The organism is Acidovorax sp. JMULE5, from assembly GCF_013376875.1.
In the GTDB taxonomy this organism is placed as follows: Bacteria; Pseudomonadota; Gammaproteobacteria; order Burkholderiales; family Burkholderiaceae_C; genus Acidovorax; species Acidovorax facilis.
In genome coordinates, this window is sequence record NZ_CP035951.1 from 3,227,989 (window position 1) to 3,248,618 (window position 20,630).

At 66.3% G+C, this 20,630-nt stretch carries 17 protein-coding genes and 2 pseudogenes; 6 read left to right on the top strand and 13 right to left on the bottom strand.

What is annotated here, in order from left to right; genetic code table 11:
* Window positions 1–53 precede the first annotated feature (53 nt).
* The 5 genes from EXV95_RS14690 (at window position 54) to corA (ending at window position 4,284) form a co-directional block, all read left to right on the top strand.
* Complete coding sequence (locus EXV95_RS14690; protein WP_176887408.1) at window positions 54–1,055, top strand: DMT family transporter; 1,002 nt, start codon at window positions 54–56, stop codon at window positions 1,053–1,055.
* Window positions 1,056–1,085: 30 nt separating this feature from the next.
* The gene (tsaB, locus tag EXV95_RS14695) at window positions 1,086–1,802 is read left to right on the top strand and encodes a tRNA (adenosine(37)-N6)-threonylcarbamoyltransferase complex dimerization subunit type 1 TsaB (protein WP_176887409.1); all 717 of its coding nucleotides are present in this window, start codon (window positions 1,086–1,088) and stop codon (window positions 1,800–1,802) included.
* 19 nt (window positions 1,803–1,821) lie between these two features.
* Entirely contained in the window at window positions 1,822–2,301 is a 480-nt protein-coding gene (rimI, locus tag EXV95_RS14700) for a ribosomal protein S18-alanine N-acetyltransferase (RefSeq protein WP_176887410.1), read from the top strand.
* Between the two features lie 28 nt (window positions 2,302–2,329).
* On the top strand, window positions 2,330–3,100 hold the full coding sequence (locus tag EXV95_RS14705; RefSeq protein ID WP_176887411.1) for a uracil-DNA glycosylase family protein: 771 nt from the start codon (window positions 2,330–2,332) through the stop codon (window positions 3,098–3,100).
* Between the two features lie 197 nt (window positions 3,101–3,297).
* Window positions 3,298–4,284 (top strand): magnesium/cobalt transporter CorA, encoded by a 987-nt coding sequence (corA, locus tag EXV95_RS14710; protein WP_055398450.1) that lies wholly within the window; start codon window positions 3,298–3,300, stop codon window positions 4,282–4,284.
* 288 nt (window positions 4,285–4,572) lie between these two features.
* Here the strand turns inward: corA and EXV95_RS14715 are convergent, their stop codons facing one another.
* The 8 genes and pseudogenes from EXV95_RS14715 to EXV95_RS14750 all read right to left on the bottom strand — a co-directional run bounded on the left by EXV95_RS14715 (window position 4,573) and on the right by EXV95_RS14750 (window position 14,693).
* Window positions 4,573–5,340 carry a 5'-methylthioadenosine/adenosylhomocysteine nucleosidase gene (locus EXV95_RS14715; RefSeq protein WP_176887412.1) on the bottom strand — a complete coding sequence of 256 codons (768 nt, stop codon included), beginning with the start codon at window positions 5,338–5,340 and terminating at the stop codon, window positions 4,573–4,575.
* Window positions 5,341–5,470: 130 nt separating this feature from the next.
* Window positions 5,471–7,197 (bottom strand): annotated as a pseudogene (locus EXV95_RS14720) (AMP-binding protein).
* Between the two features lie 91 nt (window positions 7,198–7,288).
* Window positions 7,289–8,701: a Re/Si-specific NAD(P)(+) transhydrogenase subunit beta gene (gene pntB, locus EXV95_RS14725; protein WP_176887413.1), complete on the bottom strand. Its 1,413-nt coding sequence runs from the start codon at window positions 8,699–8,701 to the stop codon at window positions 7,289–7,291.
* Window positions 8,702–8,736: 35 nt separating this feature from the next.
* Window positions 8,737–10,338: a Re/Si-specific NAD(P)(+) transhydrogenase subunit alpha gene (locus tag EXV95_RS14730; RefSeq protein WP_176887414.1), complete on the bottom strand. Its 1,602-nt coding sequence runs from the start codon at window positions 10,336–10,338 to the stop codon at window positions 8,737–8,739.
* A gap of 63 nt (window positions 10,339–10,401) precedes the next feature.
* Entirely contained in the window at window positions 10,402–11,136 is a 735-nt protein-coding gene (locus EXV95_RS14735; RefSeq protein WP_176887415.1) for a hypothetical protein, read from the bottom strand.
* A gap of 317 nt (window positions 11,137–11,453) precedes the next feature.
* Window positions 11,454–12,518: a class II fructose-bisphosphate aldolase gene (fba, locus tag EXV95_RS14740; RefSeq protein WP_055398457.1), complete on the bottom strand. Its 1,065-nt coding sequence runs from the start codon at window positions 12,516–12,518 to the stop codon at window positions 11,454–11,456.
* A gap of 79 nt (window positions 12,519–12,597) precedes the next feature.
* Entirely contained in the window at window positions 12,598–13,989 is a 1,392-nt protein-coding gene (locus tag EXV95_RS14745; RefSeq protein ID WP_176887416.1) for a histidine kinase dimerization/phospho-acceptor domain-containing protein, read from the bottom strand.
* The gene (locus tag EXV95_RS14750) at window positions 13,986–14,693 is read right to left on the bottom strand and encodes a response regulator transcription factor (RefSeq protein ID WP_176887417.1); all 708 of its coding nucleotides are present in this window, start codon (window positions 14,691–14,693) and stop codon (window positions 13,986–13,988) included. The genes EXV95_RS14745 and EXV95_RS14750 overlap by 4 nt, the downstream gene beginning before the upstream one ends.
* 79 nt (window positions 14,694–14,772) lie before the next feature.
* On the opposite strand from EXV95_RS14750, the gene EXV95_RS14755 reads away from it, so the two are divergent.
* Window positions 14,773–15,513 (top strand): phosphatase PAP2 family protein, encoded by a 741-nt coding sequence (locus EXV95_RS14755; protein ID WP_370460271.1) that lies wholly within the window; start codon window positions 14,773–14,775, stop codon window positions 15,511–15,513.
* Window positions 15,514–15,532: 19 nt separating this feature from the next.
* On the opposite strand, the gene pyk is transcribed toward EXV95_RS14755, so the two are convergent.
* The 5 genes and pseudogenes from pyk to EXV95_RS14780 form a co-directional block, all read right to left on the bottom strand.
* A complete protein-coding gene (pyk, locus tag EXV95_RS14760) occupies window positions 15,533–16,969 on the bottom strand; it encodes a pyruvate kinase (protein ID WP_055398460.1) in 1,437 nt (478 codons plus the stop codon).
* 113 nt (window positions 16,970–17,082) lie between these two features.
* Entirely contained in the window at window positions 17,083–17,868 is a 786-nt protein-coding gene (locus EXV95_RS14765; protein WP_176887419.1) for a CPBP family intramembrane glutamic endopeptidase, read from the bottom strand.
* Between the two features lie 14 nt (window positions 17,869–17,882).
* Window positions 17,883–19,374, bottom strand: a pseudogene (locus tag EXV95_RS14770) (aminopeptidase P N-terminal domain-containing protein).
* A complete protein-coding gene (locus tag EXV95_RS14775) occupies window positions 19,371–20,156 on the bottom strand; it encodes a nucleotidyltransferase family protein (protein WP_176887420.1) in 786 nt (261 codons plus the stop codon). The pseudogene EXV95_RS14770 and the gene EXV95_RS14775 overlap by 4 nt, the downstream one beginning before the upstream one ends.
* A complete protein-coding gene (locus EXV95_RS14780; protein WP_176887421.1) occupies window positions 20,153–20,542 on the bottom strand; it encodes an S-adenosylmethionine decarboxylase family protein in 390 nt (129 codons plus the stop codon). Before EXV95_RS14780 ends, EXV95_RS14775 begins: the two co-directional genes overlap by 4 nt.
* Window positions 20,543–20,630 lie beyond the last annotated feature (88 nt).

A 20,630-nucleotide genomic window follows, 5' to 3' on the forward strand; every position in this document is an offset into this window, starting at 1 on the left:
GGCGTCCAGATCCGCTGCAAGCGCCGCCGCCCCCACCCACCGATAATCCCCCGATGCGTTTTTCTCCTCGTGCCATCGGCCTGCTGGCGGCAGTCGTGACGGTCACCATCTGGACGGGTTTCATCGTCATTGCCCGCGCATCGGCCCAGCGCACACTCACCCCGTTCGACATTGCGCTGCTGCGCATCGTGGGCGCCAGCCTGGTCCTGCTGCCCTGGGGCTGGTGGATGGTGCGGCAGCGCACCACAGCACTGGGCTCTGCGGCCCCGCCCTCCAGCCTGGCAGGTATCTCGCCTCTGCCGCTGCGCACCACGGTGCTGCTGGGCAGCTTTGGTGGTCTGCTTTACGCCATGCTGGCCTATGCGGGGTTCTTCCACGCGCCCGCCACCCATGCGGCGGTGCTCATGCCGGGCAGCCTGCCGCTGTGGACAGCACTGCTCGCCGCCGTGCTGCTGCGCGACCACATCACCCCGCTGCGCGCGGCAGGCCTGGCGCTGATCGTGGCAGGCGACCTGCTGGTGGGCGGGCGCAGCCTGCTGGCAGCGTTTTCGGGCGGTGATGTGTGGAAGGGCGACGTGCTGTTCATGCTGGCCGCCTCGTGCTGGGCCACCTACAGCGTGCTGGCCCGGCGCCACGCCGTGGACGCCGTGCAGGCCACCATCGCCATCACCGCGTTTGCCTGCCTGGTCTATGTGCCCAGCTACGCGCTGCTGATTGCGCTGGGAGCCGTCACCAGCCACCTGGCCATTGCGCCGTGGAGCGAGATCGTCTTTCACATGGCGTTCCAAGGTGGCGGGTCGGTGGTGATCTCGGGCATTGGCTTCACCCGCATGATCCAGCACTATGGCCCGGTGCGCTCCACCATGATCACGGCCCTGGTGCCCGGCCTCTCGGCCATCGGCGCGGTGATTTTTCTGGACGAGCCGATGTACTGGAACCTCGTCGCGGGCCTGCTGCTGGTGACTGCCGGTATCCTGCTGGGCGTGCTGCGCAAGAGCCAGGCGGGCATGGCCGCCATCCCGTCCACGCCCGCCTCTGGCCGCACCGCCCCCTGACCCCTTTTGCCGCGCAAACCCCTTGGCCCCATGAATCTGCTCGCCTTCGACACCAGCACCGACACCCTCTCCATCGCCGTACAGCACGGGGATGCCGTGTGGCAGCACACGGGCCCTGGGGGCGCGCAAGCGTCGGCCACCCTGATCCCGACAGTGCGCAGCCTGATGGCACAGGCGGGCCTGTCGTTCGACACGCTGGAGGCCATTGTTTTTGGCCGGGGCCCAGGCTCCTTCACCGGCCTGCGCACCGCCTGCGCCGTGGCCCAGGGGCTGGCGTTTGGCGCGCGCGGGGGCCAGGGTGTGCCGGTGCTGCCCGTGGACACCCTGCTGGCCGTGGCCGAGGAAGCGCGCCACGCGCACGGCTGCACGCAGGTGGTGGCGGTGCTGGACGCGCGCATGGACGAGGTCTACTACGCGCGCTGCGAATGGGTCGCCGCCCAGGGCCGCTGGCACACCGAGGCCGACTTTGGCCTGGGCGCACCGGAATCCGTGCTTGCCCCCGCAGGGTGGACGGTGGCGGGCAATGCGCGCACGCCCTATGGCGAGCGGCTGGCGCCCACGGCTGCCCACATGGCCGCGCTGCCCACAGCCACGGCGCTGCTGCGCCTGGCACCGGCCTTGCTGGCAGCGGGCGAAGGTGTGCCGGCCAGCGATGCGCTGCCGCGCTACATCCGCGATAAAGTGGCACAAACCACCGCCGAGCGGGCTGCGCTGCGCGCCGCCCAGGCGGTGCCCGCTCCTCTGTGAATCCTTTCTGCCAGACCCCATGAGCGCCCTGCCCACCCCGTCTGCCGGCGCGCCCGAGGCGCGCTTTGAAGCCCTCACGCTCGCGCGGCTGGATGCCGTGCTGGCGGTGGAACAACGTGCCTATTCGCACCCCTGGACACGCGGCAACTTCACCGATGCCATGGCATCGGGCTACCAGGCACAGGTGCTGATGGCGGACGAACACCTGCTCGGCTACTTCGTGGCCATGATGGGGGTGGACGAGGTGCACCTGCTCAACATCACCGTCACCCCCGAGTTCCAGCGCCAGGGCTGGGCGCGGGTGCTGCTGGACGCGCTGGCCCTGTGGTCACGCGGGCGCAGCGCCCAGTGGCTGTGGCTGGAGGTGCGCGTGAGCAACCTGCGCGCCCAGCACATCTACCAGACACACGGGTTCCGACGCGTGGGCGAACGCAAGCGCTACTACCCCGCCGACCTGGGCCAGCGCGAAGATGCCGTGGTCATGAGCCTGGCACTGTGAGCAACACCTTCAACGGGCCCTTTTTTCCATGAGCCTTCACCTCGATGCGCGCCAGCGCGCCATGCTGCAAGAAATGGGCGTCACCGTGTGGGTGCAGCCGGAGGCACCTGCAGCCCGCACCACAGCCATGGCCCCCGCAGCCGCCATGGCGGCACCCGCCCCAGCCGCCCGCATGGCGCCGGCACCCGCCATAGCCAGCCCCCCTGCTGCCCGAGCGCCCCAGCCAGCGGCCCCGCGTGCACCCGCGCCGGCGCCTGCGGTAGAGAACGCAGGCGCAGCACCGACCATCCCCAGCTTGCGGCTGCATGCGCCCCAGGTGCTTTACCCCAGCGCCGACCCATCGCAGACCCCGGCCGGGCTGGGTGGAGGCTGGCTAATCGTGACCGAGAGCCTGACGCCGGGCGAGCCGCTGGGTGGCGACGCAGGCCGGCTGCTGGACAACATGCTGCGCGCCATGCAGCTGCACAAGCACCCCCGTGTGTTCCTTGCTGCGCTGGAGCGCACTGCAGCCGGCGCAGAGACCGGTGGCGACAGCAACATCCCCGCCGCGCTGGCCGACGCCGTGGCTGAGTTACAACCCGCCCTGGTCCTGGTGCTGGGCCATGTGGCGGCGCGGGCGGCGCTGGGGCGCACCGAGCCGCTGGGCCGCCTGCGCGCGGGCCCGCACCAGCTGGCGGAATGCCCGGCCGTGGTGACCTACGACCCCGCGTTTCTCTTGCGCTCGCAAGACGTCAAGGCCGCCGCCTGGGCCGACCTGTGCCGGGCGCTGGCCATCGTGCGCCAGGCTTCGCCCGGCTGACCGCTGAGGGCGCGGGCATTTGCAACGACTCCACTGCAGCCGCAGTGCCATAATCCGCCGCCTGTCCATTTTTTTACGGAGAAAGCTCCTTGGAAACCTACCCGAGTTGGTAGCTTTCAGCTCCCCGGCCTGCCGCTGTGGGGTTGAAAGCACCCGATCCCCACACCGCAGATGCCATACAACAAGGGAGTGAGCCCATGCTCAACATCTTCACGCTCGCCAATGGCCGGCTGTTCCAGGAAGAAATTGAATCGCTGGAAGAGCTGACCAAGTTCCAGCCGATCTGGGTGGACCTGGAAGCCCCCACGCTCGAAGAAAAACGCTGGATCAAGCAGCACTACGGCCTGTCCATCCCCGAGGATGCGATGGACGAAGACATCGAGGAATCCGCCCGCTTCTACGAAGAGGACAACGGCGAGCTGCACATCCGCAGCGACTTCTTGATTGACGACGACGAAGACCCCCGCTCGGTGCGCGTGGCCTTCATCCTGAACCAGCACAACGCCAACCTCAAGAGCCGGGGCGTGCTGTTTTCTATCCACGACGAAGACGTGCCGGTGTTCCGCCTGCTGCGCATGCGCGCACGCCGCGCGCCGGGCCTCATCGAGGACGCCAAGGAAGTTCTGCTCAAGCTGTTCGATGCCGACGCCGAGTATTCGGCCGACACGCTCGAAAACATCTACGACGAGCTGGAGAAAGTCAGCAAGCAAGTGCTGGCCGGCGACGTGACCGACGCCCTTGCTGGCGAGGTGCTGGGCGCCATTGCCCGCCAGGAAGACTTGAACGGCCGCATCCGCCGCAACGTGATGGACACCCGCCGCGCGGTGAGCTTCATGATGCGCAGCAAGATGCTCAACTCCGAGCAGTTCGAGGAAGCCCGCCAGATCCTGCGCGACATCGAGTCGCTGGACAACCACACGGCGTTCCTGTTCGACAAGATCAACTTCCTGATGGACGCCACGGTCGGTTTCATCAACATCAACCAGAACAAGATTATCAAGATCTTCTCGGTGGCCAGCGTGGCGCTGCTGCCGCCCACGCTGATTGCGAGCGTGTACGGCATGAACTTCAAGTTCATGCCCGAGCTGGACTGGTCGCTGGGCTACCCGTATGCGCTTGCGCTGATGGTGGCCAGTGCGCTCGGGCCCATGTGGTATTTCCGCAAGCGCGGCTGGCTTAAATAGGCTTCCCCCTATGGCGCTGCGCGCCTTCCCCCTGAGGGGGACGCCTCCAGCGGCCCGGCAAAGCCGGTTCCGCGGTGGCGTTGGTATTTGGGGCGCGCCGGTTTCACGGCGTGGTGGTGGAACTGCTCGCCGCTGGTTACGACTTCCCCGGCTCACGCTCCGCCCGTTCGGGCTGAGCTTGTCGAAGCCTGGGCAAGGCGGGTCATCGCTTCGTCGGTTACTTCAATGCAGGAAATGAGCCAAATTGACCTCTAGCGCTTACCCATCAAGCGCTAGCAGCTATTAATTTCATAGTTTCTGCAAAAACGCCAGCACCATGTGCTCGGCATAGCGGCTGGCTACGGTCGTGACGAAGTGGGGGAAGTCCACATGCGCGGTGTCGTCGGCGCGGTCAGAGATGGTGCGCACAGCGGCGAAGGGGATGCCGTAGTCGTGGCACACCTGGGCGACGGCGGCGCCTTCCATTTCTACGGCCAGCACATTGTGGCCAGCGTCGTGCAACGTGGTGCGCAGACGGTGGGCTTCATCGGCGGCAGAAACAAAGCGGTCCCCGCTGGCAACCAGGCCGTGGTGCGCGCGGTGCAGGGCATCTTTCGGTGTGCTCTGCGGCACATATTCCAAGCCAAATTGGCCTCTAGCGCTTGATACACAATCGTTAGCAGCTTCCAAAAGCATAGCGGACAATGCTGCATCACAGACCAGGCGGCTGCGTGCGTAGCCCGGCACTTCCCAGCGGGGGAACAGGGGAGAGGCGTCCATGTCGTGTTGGAGGTAGTCCTGCGCTACCACCACGTCGCCCACATTCACGCCATCGCCCACACCGCCCGCAACCCCGGTGAAGACGATGCGCGCCACACCGAACCGCTCAATGAGCGCCGTGGCCGTGGTGGCCGCCGCCACCTTGCCGATACCCGACAGCGCCAACACCACCGGGCGGCCCTGCAGATCACCCAGCCAGAAAGCCCGGCCTGCGTGCATCACCCGCTGAGGGTGCAAGAGGTGATCAACCAGCGAGCTTTGCTCTTCGGGCAAGGCGCTGAGGATGGCGGTGGTCATGGCCTACGAAACCGACACGACCCATACCAGCGGACGCCGTGGAACTGGCTTCGCCAGGCCGCCGGCGTCGTACCCCTTTCCGGCGCGAGCCGAGAGAAGGGGGAAGCCGCGAAGCGGCTCAGGGGGATGGTCATTTTTTGTCGCGCAGCTCGCGGCGCAGGATCTTGCCCACGGGGGTCTTGGGCAGCTCGGTGCGGAACTCGATGACCTTGGGCTGCTTGTAGCCCGTGAGTTCAGCGCGGCAGAACTCCTTGACCTGCGCTTCGGTAAGCGCGGGGTCTTTCTTGACGATCACGAGCTTGACGGCTTCGCCAGTCTTCTCGTCGGGCACGCCCACCACGGCGCATTCGAGCACGCCGGGGCAGTTGGCCACGACCTCTTCCACCTCGTTGGGGTAGACGTTGAAGCCGCTGACCAGCACCATGTCCTTCTTGCGATCCACGATCTTGAAGAAGCCGCGCTCGTCCATGACACCGATGTCGCCGGACTTGAAGAAGCCGTCGTCGGTCATGACCTTGGCGGTCTCGTCGGGGCGCTGCCAGTACCCGGCCATCACCTGCGGGCCCTTGATCGCGATCTCGCCGGGCTGGCCGAGGGTGGTGACTTCCTTACCGTCGTCGTCGATCAGCTTCATCAGGGTGCCGGGGAGCGGCACGCCAATGGTGCCCGTGAACTCCTTGGCGGTCACGGGGTTGCAGCTGACCGAGGGGCTGGTCTCCGACAGGCCGTAGCCTTCGCAGATGGGGCAGCCGGTCTTCTCCAGCCACAGTTTGGCCACAGCGCCCTGCACGGCCATGCCCCCGCCTACCGAGACCTTGAGGTTCTTCCAGTTGACGGTATTGAAGTCGGGGTGGTTGGCCAGGCCGTTGAACAGCGTGTTCACGGCCGGGAAGCTGTGGAAGGTGTGCTTGGACAGTTCCTTGAGCACGGCAGGCAGGTCGCGCGGGTTGGGGATCAGGATGGTCTTGCCGCCCGTGCGCATGCTCAGCATCATGTTCACGGTGAACGCGAAGATGTGGTACAGCGGCAGCGCGCAGATGCTGGTCTGCTGTTCGCCTGCGGGCACCTTCTTCATCACGGGGTCGTTCCACGCCTCGGACTGCAGCACGTTGGCGATCACGTTGCGGTGCAGCAGCACGGCGCCCTTGCTCACACCCGTGGTGCCGCCGGTGTATTGCAGCAGCGATGTCCATTCACGCCACCCGTGGTGCCGCCGGTGTATTGCAGCAGCGCGATGTCGTCAGGCTTGATGTCGGGCTTCTTGAGCGTGCCGCGCGTGCCCTGGGCCACCGCGTCATTGAAGCGCACGGCACCCGGCAGGTTGTAGGCGGGCACCATCTTCTTGACGTTGCGCACCACATAGTTGACGAGCGCGCCCTTGAGCAGGCCCAACTGGTCGCCCATGGCGCACAGCACCACGTGCTTGACGGGCGTGTTCGCAATGCAGCTTTGCAGCGTGGTGGCGAAGTTTTCGATGATGACGATGGCCTTGGCGCCCGAGTCCTTGAGCTGATGCTCCAGTTCGCGCGGCGTGTACAGCGGGTTCACATTGACCACCACAAAACCTGCGCGCAGGATGGCGGCCACCGTGACGGGATACTGCGGCACGTTGGGCATCATGATGGCCACACGGTCGCCCTTGACCAGGCCCAGGCCCTGCAGGTAGGCCGCAAACGCACTGCTCAGGGAGTCGGTCTGGGCATAGGTCACTTCCTTGCCCATGAAGCTGTAGGCCACGCGGCCAGCGTACTTGGTGAACGCCTCGTCCATGAGGGCCACGAGCGACGGGTATTGCGTGGTGTCGATGTCTGCGGGGACGCCTTGCGGATAGGCAGTCAGCCAGGGGCGATGGGTCATTGTTGTCTCCTGATAAGTTTTATTGAGGTCGTGAAAACCGTGCTGCGCTTAACAGCACGGTCGTGCTTTTTTCGCGGTGGAATTATGCCCGTCACCCCTTGAGCGCGGAAAGAACTTCGTCGAGCATTTTCTTGGCGTCGCCAAACAGCATGCGATTGTTGTCCTTGTAGAACAGAGGGTTGTCCACCCCCGCATAGCCCGACGCCATGGAGCGCTTCATCACGATCGAGGTCTTGGCCTTCCACACTTCGAGCACCGGCATGCCGGCGATGGGGCTGGACGGATCGTCCAGCGCGCTCGGGTTCACGATGTCGTTGGCGCCGATGACCATGGCCACGTCGGCATTCGGGAAGTCCTCGTTGATCTCGTCCATCTCCATCACGATGTCGTAGGGCACCTTGGCCTCGGCCAGCAGCACGTTCATGTGGCCGGGCATGCGGCCTGCCACCGGGTGGATGGCAAAGCGCACATCCACGCCTTTTTCGCGCAGGGTCTTGGTGATCTCGTACACCGTGTGCTGGGCCTGGGCCACAGCCATGCCGTAGCCGGGCACGATGATCACACTCTTGGCATCGCGCAGCAGCTCGGCCGTCTCGGCGGAGCTGACGGGTACGGCCTCGCCCTGCGGCTCGGTTGCCTCGCCTTTTTTGGCGGGAGTTCCAGCGCCCGAGCCAAAGCCGCCCGCAATCACGCTGATGAAGTTGCGGTTCATCGCGTTGCACATGATGTAGGACAGGATGGCGCCCGAGGAGCCCACGAGCGCGCCCGTGACGATGAGCAGGTCGTTGGACAGCATGAAGCCCGTGGCCGCCGCCGCCCAGCCCGAGTAGCTGTTGAGCATGGACACCACCACCGGCATGTCGGCACCACCAATGGCCATCACCATGTGAATGCCGAACAGCAGTGCGATCGCCGTCATCACCATCAGCGGCACCATGCCTTGTTCAATGGTCTCGGCGCGCAAGAACTCGCGTCCAAACCAGATCACGATCAGCAGCGCAGCCAGGTTCATCCAGTGGCGGCCGGGCAGCAACAGTGGCTTGCCACCGATCTTGCCGTTGAGCTTGCCAAAGGCGATCAGTGATCCGCTGAACGTGATGGCGCCGATCAGGATGCCGACATAGATCTCCACCTCGTGGATGATCTTCTCCGCACCTTGCAGCTGGATCGAGGTATCCACATAGCTGGCAAACCCCACCAGGCAGGCCGCAAGACCCACCAGACTGTGCATGAGCGCGACCAGCTCCGGCATCTGCGTCATCTTGACGACCTTGGCCGCATACAGGCCAATGCCGCCGCCAATGACCAGTGCACCGACGATCCAGGCCACCCCTGCGGGGCTGACGCGCGGGCCGAACACCGTGGCCAGCACGGCCAGGCCCATGCCGACCATGCCGAACAGGTTGCCCCGGCGCGAGGTCTCGGGGTTGGAGAGCCCGCCCAGGCTCAGGATGAACAAAATGGCCGCGCCCAGGTAGGCCACGGTAGCGAGACTTTGGGACATGTTCTGTGCTCCTCGTTGTTCTTGTCGTTATCGGATTACTTGCGGAACATGGCGAGCATGCGGCGCGTGACCGCAAAGCCACCGAACATGTTGACGGCCGTGAGCACCAGGGCGGCAAAGGCAAGCCACAGGATGAGCCCATCCGGGCGCCCATTGATACCCGCATCGGGCGGCGCAATCTGCACCAGCGCGCCGATGGCGATGATGCTGGAGATGGCGTTGGTCACGCTCATCAGCGGCGTGTGCAGAGCGGGCGTGACGTTCCACACCACCATGTAGCCGATGAAGCAAGCCAGCACGAACACCGTGAAGTGCCCCAGGAATGCCACAGGCGCATAGGCACCGATGGCCCAGAACAGCACGGCCAGCACGGCAAAAACAATGGTCAGCGTCTTGGCGGACATGGGGGCACCGGGGCCATGGCTGGATTTCTTGGCAGCCACGGGTGCCGCTGCCGCCTTGGGAGCGGGCGCTGGCGCCTGCTTGAGCGGCGGTGCGGGCCAGGTGATGGCACCATCCTTGACCACGGTAAGGCCCCGGATCGCGTCATCCTCCATGTTGACCACGGCCACGCCGTTCTTGGCCTTGCACAGCTCTTCTGTCAGGCGCAGCAGGTTGGTGGAATACAGGGTGGACGACTGCTTGGCCAGGCGCGAAGCCAGGTCGGTGTAGCCGACGATGGTCACACCATGGCGCACCACGGCCTGGCCGGGCACCGTCAGCTCACAGTTGCCGCCTTGCTCGGCGGCCATGTCCACGATCACGCTGCCGGGCTTCATGCTCTGCACCATCTCGGCCGTGATGAGCTTGGGCGCGGGCTTGCCAGGGATCAGCGCGGTGGTGATGATGATGTCGGCGTCTTTCGCCTGCTCCGCGTACATCTTGCGCTGCGCGGCCTGGAAGCCCTCACTCATGACCTTGGCGTAACCGCCGCCGCCCGAGCCTTCTTCCTCGTAGTCCACCTTGACAAACTCACCGCCCAGCGACTTGACTTGGTCGGCCACCTCGGCACGTGTGTCGTTGGCGCGCACGATGGCGCCCAGATTGGCCGCCGTGCCAATGGCCGCAAGACCCGCCACGCCAGCACCTGCAATGAACACCTTGGCGGGCGGCACCTTGCCCGCCGCCGTGATCTGGCCGTTGAAGAAGCGGCCAAAGGCGTTGGCCGCCTCAATGACGGCGCGGTAGCCGCTGACGCCTGCGGTGGAGGTGAGCGCGTCCATCTTCTGCGCGCGGGAGAGCGTACGTGGCAGGCAGTCGATGGCGAGCACCGTGGCCTTCTTCGCGGCCAACTGCTGCATCAGTTCCGGGTTCTGGGCGGGCCAGATGAAATCGATGAGCGTCGAACCCTCGCGCATCAGCGCCACTTCGTCGCTGCTGGGCGGGCGCACCTTGAAGACGATATCGGATGCAGCCCACAGCGCGGCAGCGTCGCCCACGATCTGAGCCCCGGCGGCGCGGTAGGCGTCATCGCTGAAATTGGCGCCATCCCCAGCCCCCGACTCCACCGTGACCGCGAAGCCCAGCTTGATCAGCTTTTCCACCACATCGGGCACTGTGGCCACGCGCTTTTCACCGGGGAAGGTCTCCCTGGGCACGCCGATACGCTGCGGCTGCGGGACGGGGGTTGTCTGCATTAGAGGTCTCCTCGAGTTTCGTAATCGTTATGCAAGGCCGCCAGGCAGGGGAGAACTGGCGAGCTAGGGTCTGGATGTGGGCGTGGGGAACGGGAAAGGCGGAATGGCCAGGTGGCCGTCCACCATGCCGGCGCTCAGGCGTACAGCCTGGGCCAGGTCATAGGCCCACTGCTGGAAGGGCAGACCTGCGACCAGGAACTCTTCGTTGTTGCGCGGTCGGACGCTGATCAGCCGCTGGTCCACCAGGGCATCCACCGCCACCCAGACACCCGCTTCGGTGACGTAGCGGTAGCTCACATGCGCATAGGGGGTGCTCAGCGCGATCTGGCGGCTGGCCATCCATTGGCCCAGATCGGGTCGGTTCTTTTCAAGCCACTTGGGGCTGCTCGCCCAAAGCTTGAAGCGCAGGCAGTCGGCGCGCACGGGGCTGCCATCCGCGGGATCTTTGACCACGACGTCCTGTTGCGGCGGGCAGTACCCCACCCCTTGCGGAGACCCGCGCAGATCGCCGGTGCGGTTGGTCTGCACGCGCACCGCAGCCAGCCATTCGCCTTGTGCACCCCGCAGCGCCACCGCACGCGTCTGGAGCGGGGTACGGCCTGCGGGGCTGGATGTGGCTTCTTCGGAGGTTCCCAGGTCCTGCCACGCCCCCGGCGGCAACACCAGACGGGCGCGACCCACGGGATATTCGGACTTGGGAGGAACGGTCAGGGGCGCGCACGCCACCGTGAACACCGTCACAGCCAACACAGGCAGGAGAGGCAACAGCCGCCGGAACTTTGAAATTGTCAGAGTCATAGAGAAAGGTTCATACGAATTCGCCTTCAATCATCCCACGGCACCCGAGTCCGTCCATCGACGGCTTCTGCCATGCAACAACCAGCTCGGTGTAGCTGGTGAGAAATGTGTTGAAAGCGCCCTGGTATCGGACACTTCTTGCGGCGCTGCCGGTGGGCAAGCTGACCGCGAGCTTACATGAAGAAGATCTTGTCGCTGTCACCTTTGTCTGCTGTAGAGGGAACTCCCCAGTCTCTGCATGCAGACAGGCAAAAAAAAGCCTGGCAGCACAACGCAGCCAGGCTGGGCAGTGGCCCCGCAGGGCCTCATGCCAACGATCAGTTCACCACTTGGGCCAGCGTACCCGCAGCGTACTGGGCTGCCACAACCTGGAGGCTCAGGCCCTTGATCTTGCTGCCCTGGCCTTCGCAGCCGAACTCCAGGTAACGCTGCTTGCAGACCTGCTTGGCGGCTTCGCGGGCAGGCTTGAGCCATTCGCGGGCGTCGAACTTGTCGGGGTTCTCAGCCAGGAACTTGCGCACCGCGCCGGTCATGGCCAGGCGGATGTCGGTGTCGATGTTGATCTTGCGCACGCCGTGCTTGATGGCTTCCTGGATTTCCTCGACCGGCACGCCGTAGGTTTCCTTCATCTTGCCGCCGTACTGGTTGATGATGGCCAGCAACTCGGCGGGCACCGACGAGGAACCGTGCATCACCAGGTGGGTGTTGGGGATGCGCTGGTGGATTTCCTTGACGCGGCTGATGGCCAGGATGTCGCCCGTGGGCTTGCGGCTGAACTTGTAGGCGCCGTGGCTGGTGCCGATGGCAATGGCCAGGGCGTCCAGTTGCGTGGCCTTGACGAACACGGCGGCTTCTTCAGGGTCGGTCAGCATCTGGCTGTGGTCGAGCTTGCCTTCAGCGCCAATACCGTCTTCTTCACCGGCTTCGCCGGTTTCCAGGTTGCCCAGGCAGCCCAGTTCGCCTTCGACCGTGACGCCCACCTTGTGCGCCATGTCCACCACCTTGCGGGTCACTTCCACGTTGTACTCGAACGAGGAAGGCGTCTTGCCGTCTTCCATCAGCGAGCCGTCCATCATCACCGAGCCAAAGCCCAGGTCGATGGCGCCCTGGCAGACCTTGGGCGAAGTGCCGTGGTCCTGGTGCATGACGAGCGGAATGTGCGGGAAGGCCTCGACCGCTGCCTGGATGAGGTGCTTGATGAAGGGCTCACCCGCATATTTGCGGGCACCGGCGCTGGCCTGCAGGATGACCGGGGCGCCCACTTCGTCGGCGGCGGCCATGACGGCCTGGACCTGCTCCAGGTTGTTGACGTTGAAGGCAGGGATGCCATAGCTGTTGGCAGCGGCATGGTCGAGCAGTTCGCGCATCGAAACGAGGGGCATGGTCGTAGGGTCCGTTGAAGGTTGGGGAAGGCGCTGTAAGCCGGGCTTGGCGGTGGTAACCGCTTGGTAACTCGCAATTTTAACCGGGGGGCGTGACCGCCGAAGGGGGCAAATCCAACCGAAAACAGGTGGTAAAGGGCGGGGCGGCAGGCGCTGGCCCGAAATAGCCACCATGGATGTCTGCGACACGCCGCAGGATCTCGTGGCCCAGATGCAGGCTGTCCGAGGGGTTTCTCGGCCCCGGAGCGAAAGATGCATCGCCCTGGCGCCGCGCGCCGTCGTCGCACACCTGCAGCCATGCACCCGCCCCGTCAGAGGCACCTACCTGCACGGCGATGTGCGTGCCGTCTGGTGTGTGTTTGAGCGCGTTTTCCACCAGATTGCGCGCCGCGACGTCCAGCAGCAGCGCATGCCCAGACACCCACAGCGCCTGTGGCGCCGACAGTGCAATGTCGTTGCCCCGCTGCCAGGCCGCCTGGGCATAGTCGGCACACACCTGGCGCGCCACTGCGCACAAATCCACCGGCGCCTTGGCCTCATGCAATTCGGCCCGGCTCGCGCGCGCCAGGGCCAGCAGCTGGTTGAGCACATGCCCTGCACGCAGGGCATCCTGACCAATGCGGGCGATGGCCTGCGCCCTGGCGGCCGCATCCAGCTCGCCGCCCAAAGCACTGGCCTGCAGCGCAATGGAGGACAGGGGCGTGCGCAGTTCGTGCGCGACCTCATTGGCCAGCCGGCGCTCGCGCACCATCGCCGCCTGCTGGCGGTCCAACAGGGTGTTGATCGATGCGACCACGGACTCGAACTCGTTCCAGGCATGGCGTGACGCCAGCCGCTGGGTGCTGGCGGGGTCGAGCGCAGCCACGTCGGCCGACAGGGCATACAGCGGGCGCAGACCGCGCCACAGCGCAAGCCCGAGGGCCAGGGACACCACGGGCAGCAACCACAGGCCAGGCTCGATCATCTGCTCGGCAATGTCCTGGGCCAGCTCGTCGCGCTCGCGCAGCTCCAGCAGCACCATGACCTTGTGCGTGCGTGCCGCGTCCCACTGGGAAAAACTGCGCCACACCACGCCCTTCGCCCCCAGCGCCATGTTGGCGAACCCCTCGGCGGCGCTGAAAGCAGGCACGGGCGCCGTACCGCTGTGATGGAGCAGACGCCCCTGCGCATCCCACTGGACGACGCTGAGCGATTGCTGGTAGTCGTGCGACTTGAGCCAGGGTGTGGCGACCCGCTGGGTGACGTGGGGCCCCTCGGCAGCCTCGTTCGCACGCAGGTTCAGCAACAGGGCGGCCACGCTGGCCAGGTGCCCGTCGGTCAGTTCATCCGCCTCGTGCACCCCCGTCTGGTAGCCCATGAACACAAAGCTGCCCCACACCAGCACCAGCGCGCCCAGGGACCACAGCAGCAGCTGCCGGGTCAGCGACGGCCTGCGCGCACTCCCCCCGGGCGTTGCGGCAGCAGCGCTCATGCGGCCGCCTCCTGGGGCATGAAGTAGCCCACACCGCGCATGGTCTGGATACATGCGCTGCCCAGCTTGCGCCGCAGGTGGTGGATGTGAACCTCCACCGCATTGCTCTCGATGGCAGCATCCCAGCTGTACAGGCGCTCTTCGATCTGCTGGCGCGAGAGCACCCGCCCCCGCGCCTCCAGCAACACCAGCAGCACCGAAAACTCCCGGGGCGACATCTCCACCAGCTTGCCGCCCTGGTGCACGGTGCGCGCCGCAGGGTCCATCTCGATATCGCCATGGCGGATGGTGGGCGACGCGCGCCCGGCGGCCCGGCGCAGCAGGGCGCGCAAGCGCGCATCCAGCTCGTCCATGTCAAAAGGCTTGGCCAGGTAGTCATCCGCCCCCTGGTCCAGCCCCGCAATGCGCTGGTGGACCTGGTCGCGGGCGGTAACGATGAGCACAGGGGTGGAGGGATCGGGCAAAACCTGCGCAGAAGCCGCCCCCCCCGGCGCTGGGCTGAGGCGCAGCCGCCGCAGCAGATCGCCGCCATCACCGTCGGCCAACCCCAGATCGAGCAGCACGGCATCAAAGCGCTCCGCGCGCAACGCCCCCCAGGCACTGGCCACGCCATCACACACATCCACCGCATAGCCGCGTTGCTGCAGGTTCGTGCGCAGGCCTGTGGCAATGCCGGCATCGTCTTCGACAACGAGTATTCGCATACAGCGATTGTCGCCGGGCGCGGCAACCTGCGCAGGGTCATTAAGGCGGCGTTAAGTGGAGCGCCCTATGGTCAGTGGAATGCTGCCCACGCCTTCCTCGCCCCGCCGCTTCGCCCACGACCACCGTACCTTGCTCCTGTGGACCCTGGGCATCCTGATCGCCATAGTGGCATGGGACGCTGGCGGGCAAGACATCCCCCTGGCCCGCGCGTTTGGCTCGGCCAACGGGTTCCCACTGCGAGAACAATGGTTCTTCGTGCAGGTGCTCCACGAAGGGGCCCGCCGCCTGGGATGGCTGCTGGTGCTACTGCTGGCGCTGGGCGTGTGGTGGCCCTGGGGGGTGCTGCGGCGTCTGGATGTGGGTGAGCGCCTGCAGATGGCCATCAGTGCCTTGCTGGCGCTGGCGGCCGTGAGCGTGGGCAAGAACCTCAGCACCACCAGCTGCCCCTGGGACCTGGCGGAGTTCGGCGGTGTGGCGCGGTATGCCTCCCACTGGGCGCTGGGCGTGGTCGATGGCGGCGGTGGGCGGTGCTTTCCGGCGGGCCATGCCTCGGCGGGTTTTGCCTTCGTGGGGGGCTACTTCGCGCTGCGCCACAAGGCACCGGCTGCCGCGCGCTGGTGGCTGGCTGCGGCGGTGCTGGCAGGCTTGGTGCTGGGTGGAGCCCAACAGGTGCGGGGCGCGCACTTCATGAGCCACACGCTGTGGACGGGCTGGCTCTGCTGGACGGTGGGCTGGCTGTGCGACCTGGGAGCGTTGGCATTGCGCCCACGCCTGGCGGCGTTGTCTCTCGCCAACGACCCGCCGCACGCGGCCAGCTAACGATTCAGAACCTGGCTATTCAGCTCGCCACGCAGATCTTCAGCATATTGGTCCCGCCCGGCGCACCCATGGGTTCGCCGCAGGTGATGGCGTAGACATCGCCCTTTTGCACGATGTTGCGGTTCTTGAGGTGGCGCTCGGCCTGCTCAAGGGCCGTATCGCGGTCAGCACTGGTGTCCATGAGCAGAGGGCGAACGTTGCGGTACATGGCCATCTTGCGCTGCGTGGTCACCTTGGGCGTGAGCGCATAGATGGGGATGCGGATGCTGTGGCGGCTCATCCACAGCGCCGTGGCACCGCTGTCGGTCATGGCCACGATGGCCTTGGCGCCCAGGTGGTGGGCGGTGAACAGTGCGCCCATGGCAATGGACTGGTCGATGCGGCCAAAGGTCTGCCCGGTGAAGTCCGCGTCCAGGTGATGGTCTTCCGCCGCCTCGGCCGCTGCGCAGATGGTGGCCATTTCTTCCACGGTTTCGAGCGGGTAGCGGCCTGCGGCCGTCTCGGCGCTCAGCATCACGGCGTCGGTGCCGTCCAGCACGGCGTTGGCCACGTCACTCACCTCGGCGCGCGTGGGCACGGGGTTGGTGATCATGCTTTCCATCATCTGCGTGGCGGTGATGACGACCTTGTCCAGCTCGCGCGCCATGCGGATCATCTTCTTTTGCAGCGCGGGCACGGCCGCGTTGCCCACTTCCACCGCCAGGTCGCCGCGCGCCACCATGATCCCGTCGCTCACGCGCAGGATGGCTTCCAGGTGGGGGATGGCCTCGGCCCGCTCGATCTTGGCGATCAGGCCCGGCTTGTGGCGGTACTCGGACGCGGCCACGTTGCACAGCTGGCGCGCCATTTCCATGTCGGTCGCGTTCTTGGGAAAGCTCACCGCCACGTAGTCGGCCTGAAAACTCATCGCCGTGCGGATGTCTTCCATGTCCTTGGCCGTGAGGGCCGGTGCCGTCAGGCCGCCACCCTTCTTGTTGATGCCCTTGTTGTTGGACAGCTCGCCGCCCACCTTGACCGTGGTGTGCACTTCTTCGCCGCGCACCGCATCCACGGTGAGAACAATCAACCCGTCATTGAGCAGCAGCAGGTCGCCCGCCTTCACATCGCGCGGCAGTTCCTTGTAGTCCAGGCCCACGCCTTCGATGTCGCCCAGCTCCGTGCGCGACGCATCGAGCACAAACTTGGCACCCGATTCCAGTTGCACCTTGCCCTCGGCAAACTTGCCCACGCGGATCTTGGGGCCCTGCAGGTCGGCCATGATGGCCACCTCGCGGCCCGCGCGCTGGGCGGCGGCACGCACGGTGGCGGCGCGGTCGATATGGTCCTGCGCCTTGCCGTGGCTGAAGTTCAGCCGCACCACGTTCACCCCTGCTCGGATCATGGCCTCCAGCAGTGCCGGGTCGCTGGATGCGGGGCCCAAGGTGGCAACAATTTTGGTGGCGCGGCGGGTAGGCATGGGTTTGTCTCTTTCTCTCGTTTGTATGGCGGATGTAATCGAGTTTCAATTCTCACACGAAGCGGTTACAGGCGAGTTACCCCTTGCATCCGCCCTGCGGTCCAAAAGCCCCATCAGAGCAACGGAGATGACAACAGATGCGCCAGCACATGCGCCAGGATCGCCGCCTCCAGCCCGTGGCGCGCGTAGAGCCAGCCTGCCACCAGGCCAAAGGCCGTGTTGCCCACCAGCACAAACACCACGACGGGCACCGTCAATGCGCCCGCCAGCGCCTGCGCGGCAGGCAGATGCCCCAGCGCAAACAGCAGCGCACTGAGCAGCACCGCCACAGCCACCAGCCCCTTGCCCGGCTGGCCCTGCCCGCGCTGCACCACGCGCCAGCCCAGCCACAGCAGCAGGGTCATCACACCCCAGCGCACCAGCAGCTCTTCGGTGATGCCGCCATACAGCAGCTTGACCACCAGCGGCATGGCGCTGGCAGGGTCCAACGGCTGGAGCGCTGCGGGCGCCACCTGGGACAGCACCCACAACCACGCGGCCCCCACCACACCGCCCAAGATCCCAGGCAGGGACTGGACACGCAGCGCGGGGCCGATGGGCTGGCCGGCCAGCCAGGAAGACACCACTGGCGCCCGCAAGCCCACGCGAGGTGCCAGCCACACGCCCACAGCCACCGCAAGCGCCAGCAGCACCGCCGTCTGCAGCCCGCTGAGCAGCACCACCGCCCAGAGCGGCAGCGGTAGCAGGGCCTCGTTGGCCCTCAGAGGTGGAAGCAGCGCCCAGACCACCGCCACCACGCCGGGCATGCCCAGCAACCACAGCGCGCCACCCAGTCGCCACTTCGCGGGTTGCCTCGGGGCATCCGCCGGATCCACCAACACAGCGTTTTCCTCGGCCATGGCTTTGCCCGCGTTCAGGCGCGCATCAGGGCTTCGATCTCGTCGGCCTTCACGGGCACGCCGCGCGTGATCAGTTCACAGCCCGTGTCCGTGACGATGGCATCGTCTTCAATGCGGATGCCGATGTTGTGAAACTGCTCGGGCACGCCCTCGGCGGGGCGCACATAGATGCCGGGCTCGATGGTCAGCACCATGCCCGGGCGCAACACACGGCTGGGGCGATTGGTAATCGTCTCGCCCGAAAGGGGGTCCTTGCGCTCGCTCACCTGGCCCACCTCGCCCGGCTCCACATAGCTGCCACAGTCGTGCACGTCCATGCCCAGCCAGTGGCTGGTGCGGTGCATGTAGAACTGGAAGTAAGCGCGCTTGTCGATCACGTCCTGCGCTGTGCCCACCTTGTTCTTGTCGAGCAGGCCCAGGTCCAGCATGCCTTGCGCCAGCACGGCCACCGTGGCGTCGTGCGGGTCGTTGAAGCGTGCGCCCGCCTTGGTGGCGGCCACGGCGGCATCCTGGCTGGCCAGCACCAGGTCATACAGCGCACGCTGCGGGCCGGTGAATGTGCCGTTGGCGGGGAAGGTGCGCGTGATGTCGCTGGCATAGCTGCCCAGCTCGCAACCCGCGTCGATCAGCACCAGCTCGCCATCGCACACGGGCGCGGTATCGGCCCGGTAGTGCAGCACGCAGGCATTGGCGCCCGCCGCCACGATGGAGCTATAGGCCGGGTATTGCGAGCCCGCCTCGCGCCCCCCCCCCCCCCCCCCCCCCCCCCCCCCCCCCCCCCCCCCCCCCCCCCCGCCCCCGCCGCCCCCCCCCCGGGTATTGCGAGCCCGCCTCGCGAAACGCGTGCAGCAACTCGGCATCGAGGTGGTATTCGCGCACATCCTCCCCGGCACGCAGCATGCGGGCCGAGCGCTGCATGGCGCGGATGTGGGCCTCTGCGCTGATGGCGCTGGCGCGGCGCATGATGTCCTGCTCATGCGCGTCCTTGAACAAGCGCATCTCGTCGAGCAGCGTGCACAGGTCCTTCTGCTCTGCGGGGCACAGCGCGCCGTAGCGCACACGGCCGCGCACCACGTTGAGCCAGCCCTCCACCCGCGCCGCCAGGCCGCTGTGTGTGGCAAACGGATACCAGACGCAGCCCGTGTTTTCAAGCAGGCGCGGCAGCTTGGTGTCCAGCTCGGCCATCGAATGCGCGGCGTCCACGCCCAATGCGGCGGGGGCGGCGGCCGGGCCGAGGCGGTAGCCGTCCCAGATCTCGCGTTCCAGGTCCTTAGGTTGGCAAAACAGCGTACTGCGGCCATCATGGGCCAGCACCAGACAGGCACCCGGCTCGGTGAAGCCCGTCAGGTAATAGAAGTAGCTGTCGTGCCGGAACAGAAAGTCGCTATCCCGGTTGCGCGGGCGCTCCAGCGCCGTGGGGATGATGGCGATACCCCCGGGGCCCAGCTGGGCAGCCAGGTGCGCGCGGCGCTGGGCGTAGACAGAGGCAGGCACGGTGGTGTTCATGGCGCGTTGGAAGAAAAGAAGTTGAGTTCGGCCAGCCGTTCGGGCGTGCCCACATCGGTCCAGCGGCCGGTGTAGAGCTGCGCACTGACGCGGCCATTGTCCATTGCACGGCGAAGCAGCGGTGCCAGCGGGGCTTTGATGCCGCTGGGGTTTCCGGGCGGAATGTCGCACCACGGCGCTGCAAACAGCTCGACGCGCAACAGGGCGATGGTGCTGTAGGTGTAGCGTGGCGCGGGGTCGTCGGCGGGCAGGTTCAGCGCCAGCCCGTCTGCCGACAGGCCAAAGTCGCCGCGCGGGTTGTGGGCGGGGTTGGGCACCAGCCACAGGTGGGCCAGGTGGTGGCTGGCTTCAAAGGCCGCCACGGCGGCGCTGTCGAACACGAAGTCGGGGGCAAACACATCACCTGCCGCCAGCCAGAACACGGGGCCCAGCTGGGGCAGCGCGCGCGCGATGCCACCGGCGGTTTCCAGCGCACCGCCAAAGTCCACGCCTTCGCGCGAGTATGAAATTGATAGCTGCTTGCGCTTATCCATCAAGCGCTGGAGGCCAAAAACACCTAAAAAATGGTCGCTGATCTGCGCCCCCAGCCACGCGGTGTTGATCACCACCTGCTCCACACCCGCCTCCTGCAGCGCCGCCAAGTGCCACTGCAGCAGTGGCTGGCCCTGCACCGGCAGCAGAGGCTTGGGGGTGGTGTCGGTCAACGGGCGCATGCGCTCGCCACGGCCGGCGGCCAGCAGCAACGCGGGTACCTGGTGATGGGAGGCGGCACTAGAACTCATGCTGCCACCTCGTTCACAGCACCCCGCTGCAGCGCGTGGCGCTCCACCGTGGTGGGGTCGAACAGGGCCAGGAGCGCGTCCATCAGCGCCCGCGCCTTGCCCGAATGGTCGGCACCAAAGTTGCACACATACACATCCAGCGTCACCGCGCGCTGCTCGGGCCATGTGTGCACGCACAGGTGGGATTCTGCTAGCAAAACAGTAGCAGTTACTCCGCCAGGGCCATGCGTCGTGGCCGGAAATTCATGAAACAACTGCCCCACGGGCTGCAGCCCGGCGGCGTGCACCGCATCGGTACAGGCGCGGCCCAGGGCGGCGGCGTCCAGCAGCCAGGCAGGTGCGCAGCGGCAGCCATGGAGATCGGCGGTGAGGTGCAGTCCTTGCATGGCCCGCACTGTAGTGCATTGCCACCGGGCTTCCGGCTTGCAGCCTGCGAATTCAGGTGGGCGAAAGCCGCCCCGGTAAAATGCCGGG

Excerpts from the sequence above, each read along its gene's own strand:
- EXV95_RS14745 (WP_176887416.1), bottom strand. The coding sequence starts at position 13,989 with ATGAGCGCTGCTGCCGCAACGCCCGGGGGGAGTGCGCGCAGGCCGTCG.
- EXV95_RS14705 (WP_176887411.1), top strand. The coding sequence starts at position 2,330 with ATGAGCCTTCACCTCGATGCGCGCCAGCGCGCCATGCTGCAAGAAATG.
- pntB (WP_176887413.1), bottom strand. The coding sequence starts at position 8,701 with ATGTCCCAAAGTCTCGCTACCGTGGCCTACCTGGGCGCGGCCATTTTG.
- rimI (WP_176887410.1), top strand. The coding sequence starts at position 1,822 with ATGAGCGCCCTGCCCACCCCGTCTGCCGGCGCGCCCGAGGCGCGCTTT.
- tsaB (WP_176887409.1), top strand. The coding sequence starts at position 1,086 with ATGAATCTGCTCGCCTTCGACACCAGCACCGACACCCTCTCCATCGCC.
- EXV95_RS14715 (WP_176887412.1), bottom strand. The coding sequence starts at position 5,340 with ATGACCACCGCCATCCTCAGCGCCTTGCCCGAAGAGCAAAGCTCGCTG.
- EXV95_RS14765 (WP_176887419.1), bottom strand. The coding sequence starts at position 17,868 with ATGGCCGAGGAAAACGCTGTGTTGGTGGATCCGGCGGATGCCCCGAGG.
- EXV95_RS14780 (WP_176887421.1), bottom strand. The coding sequence starts at position 20,542 with ATGCAAGGACTGCACCTCACCGCCGATCTCCATGGCTGCCGCTGCGCA.
- fba (WP_055398457.1), bottom strand. The coding sequence starts at position 12,518 with ATGCCCCTCGTTTCGATGCGCGAACTGCTCGACCATGCCGCTGCCAAC.
- EXV95_RS14750 (WP_176887417.1), bottom strand. The coding sequence starts at position 14,693 with ATGCGAATACTCGTTGTCGAAGACGATGCCGGCATTGCCACAGGCCTG.
- EXV95_RS14730 (WP_176887414.1), bottom strand. The coding sequence starts at position 10,338 with ATGCAGACAACCCCCGTCCCGCAGCCGCAGCGTATCGGCGTGCCCAGG.
- corA (WP_055398450.1), top strand. The coding sequence starts at position 3,298 with ATGCTCAACATCTTCACGCTCGCCAATGGCCGGCTGTTCCAGGAAGAA.
- pyk (WP_055398460.1), bottom strand. The coding sequence starts at position 16,969 with ATGCCTACCCGCCGCGCCACCAAAATTGTTGCCACCTTGGGCCCCGCA.
- EXV95_RS14775 (WP_176887420.1), bottom strand. The coding sequence starts at position 20,156 with ATGAGTTCTAGTGCCGCCTCCCATCACCAGGTACCCGCGTTGCTGCTG.
- EXV95_RS14690 (WP_176887408.1), top strand. The coding sequence starts at position 54 with ATGCGTTTTTCTCCTCGTGCCATCGGCCTGCTGGCGGCAGTCGTGACG.
- EXV95_RS14755 (WP_370460271.1), top strand. The coding sequence starts at position 14,773 with ATGCTGCCCACGCCTTCCTCGCCCCGCCGCTTCGCCCACGACCACCGT.
- EXV95_RS14735 (WP_176887415.1), bottom strand. The coding sequence starts at position 11,136 with ATGACTCTGACAATTTCAAAGTTCCGGCGGCTGTTGCCTCTCCTGCCT.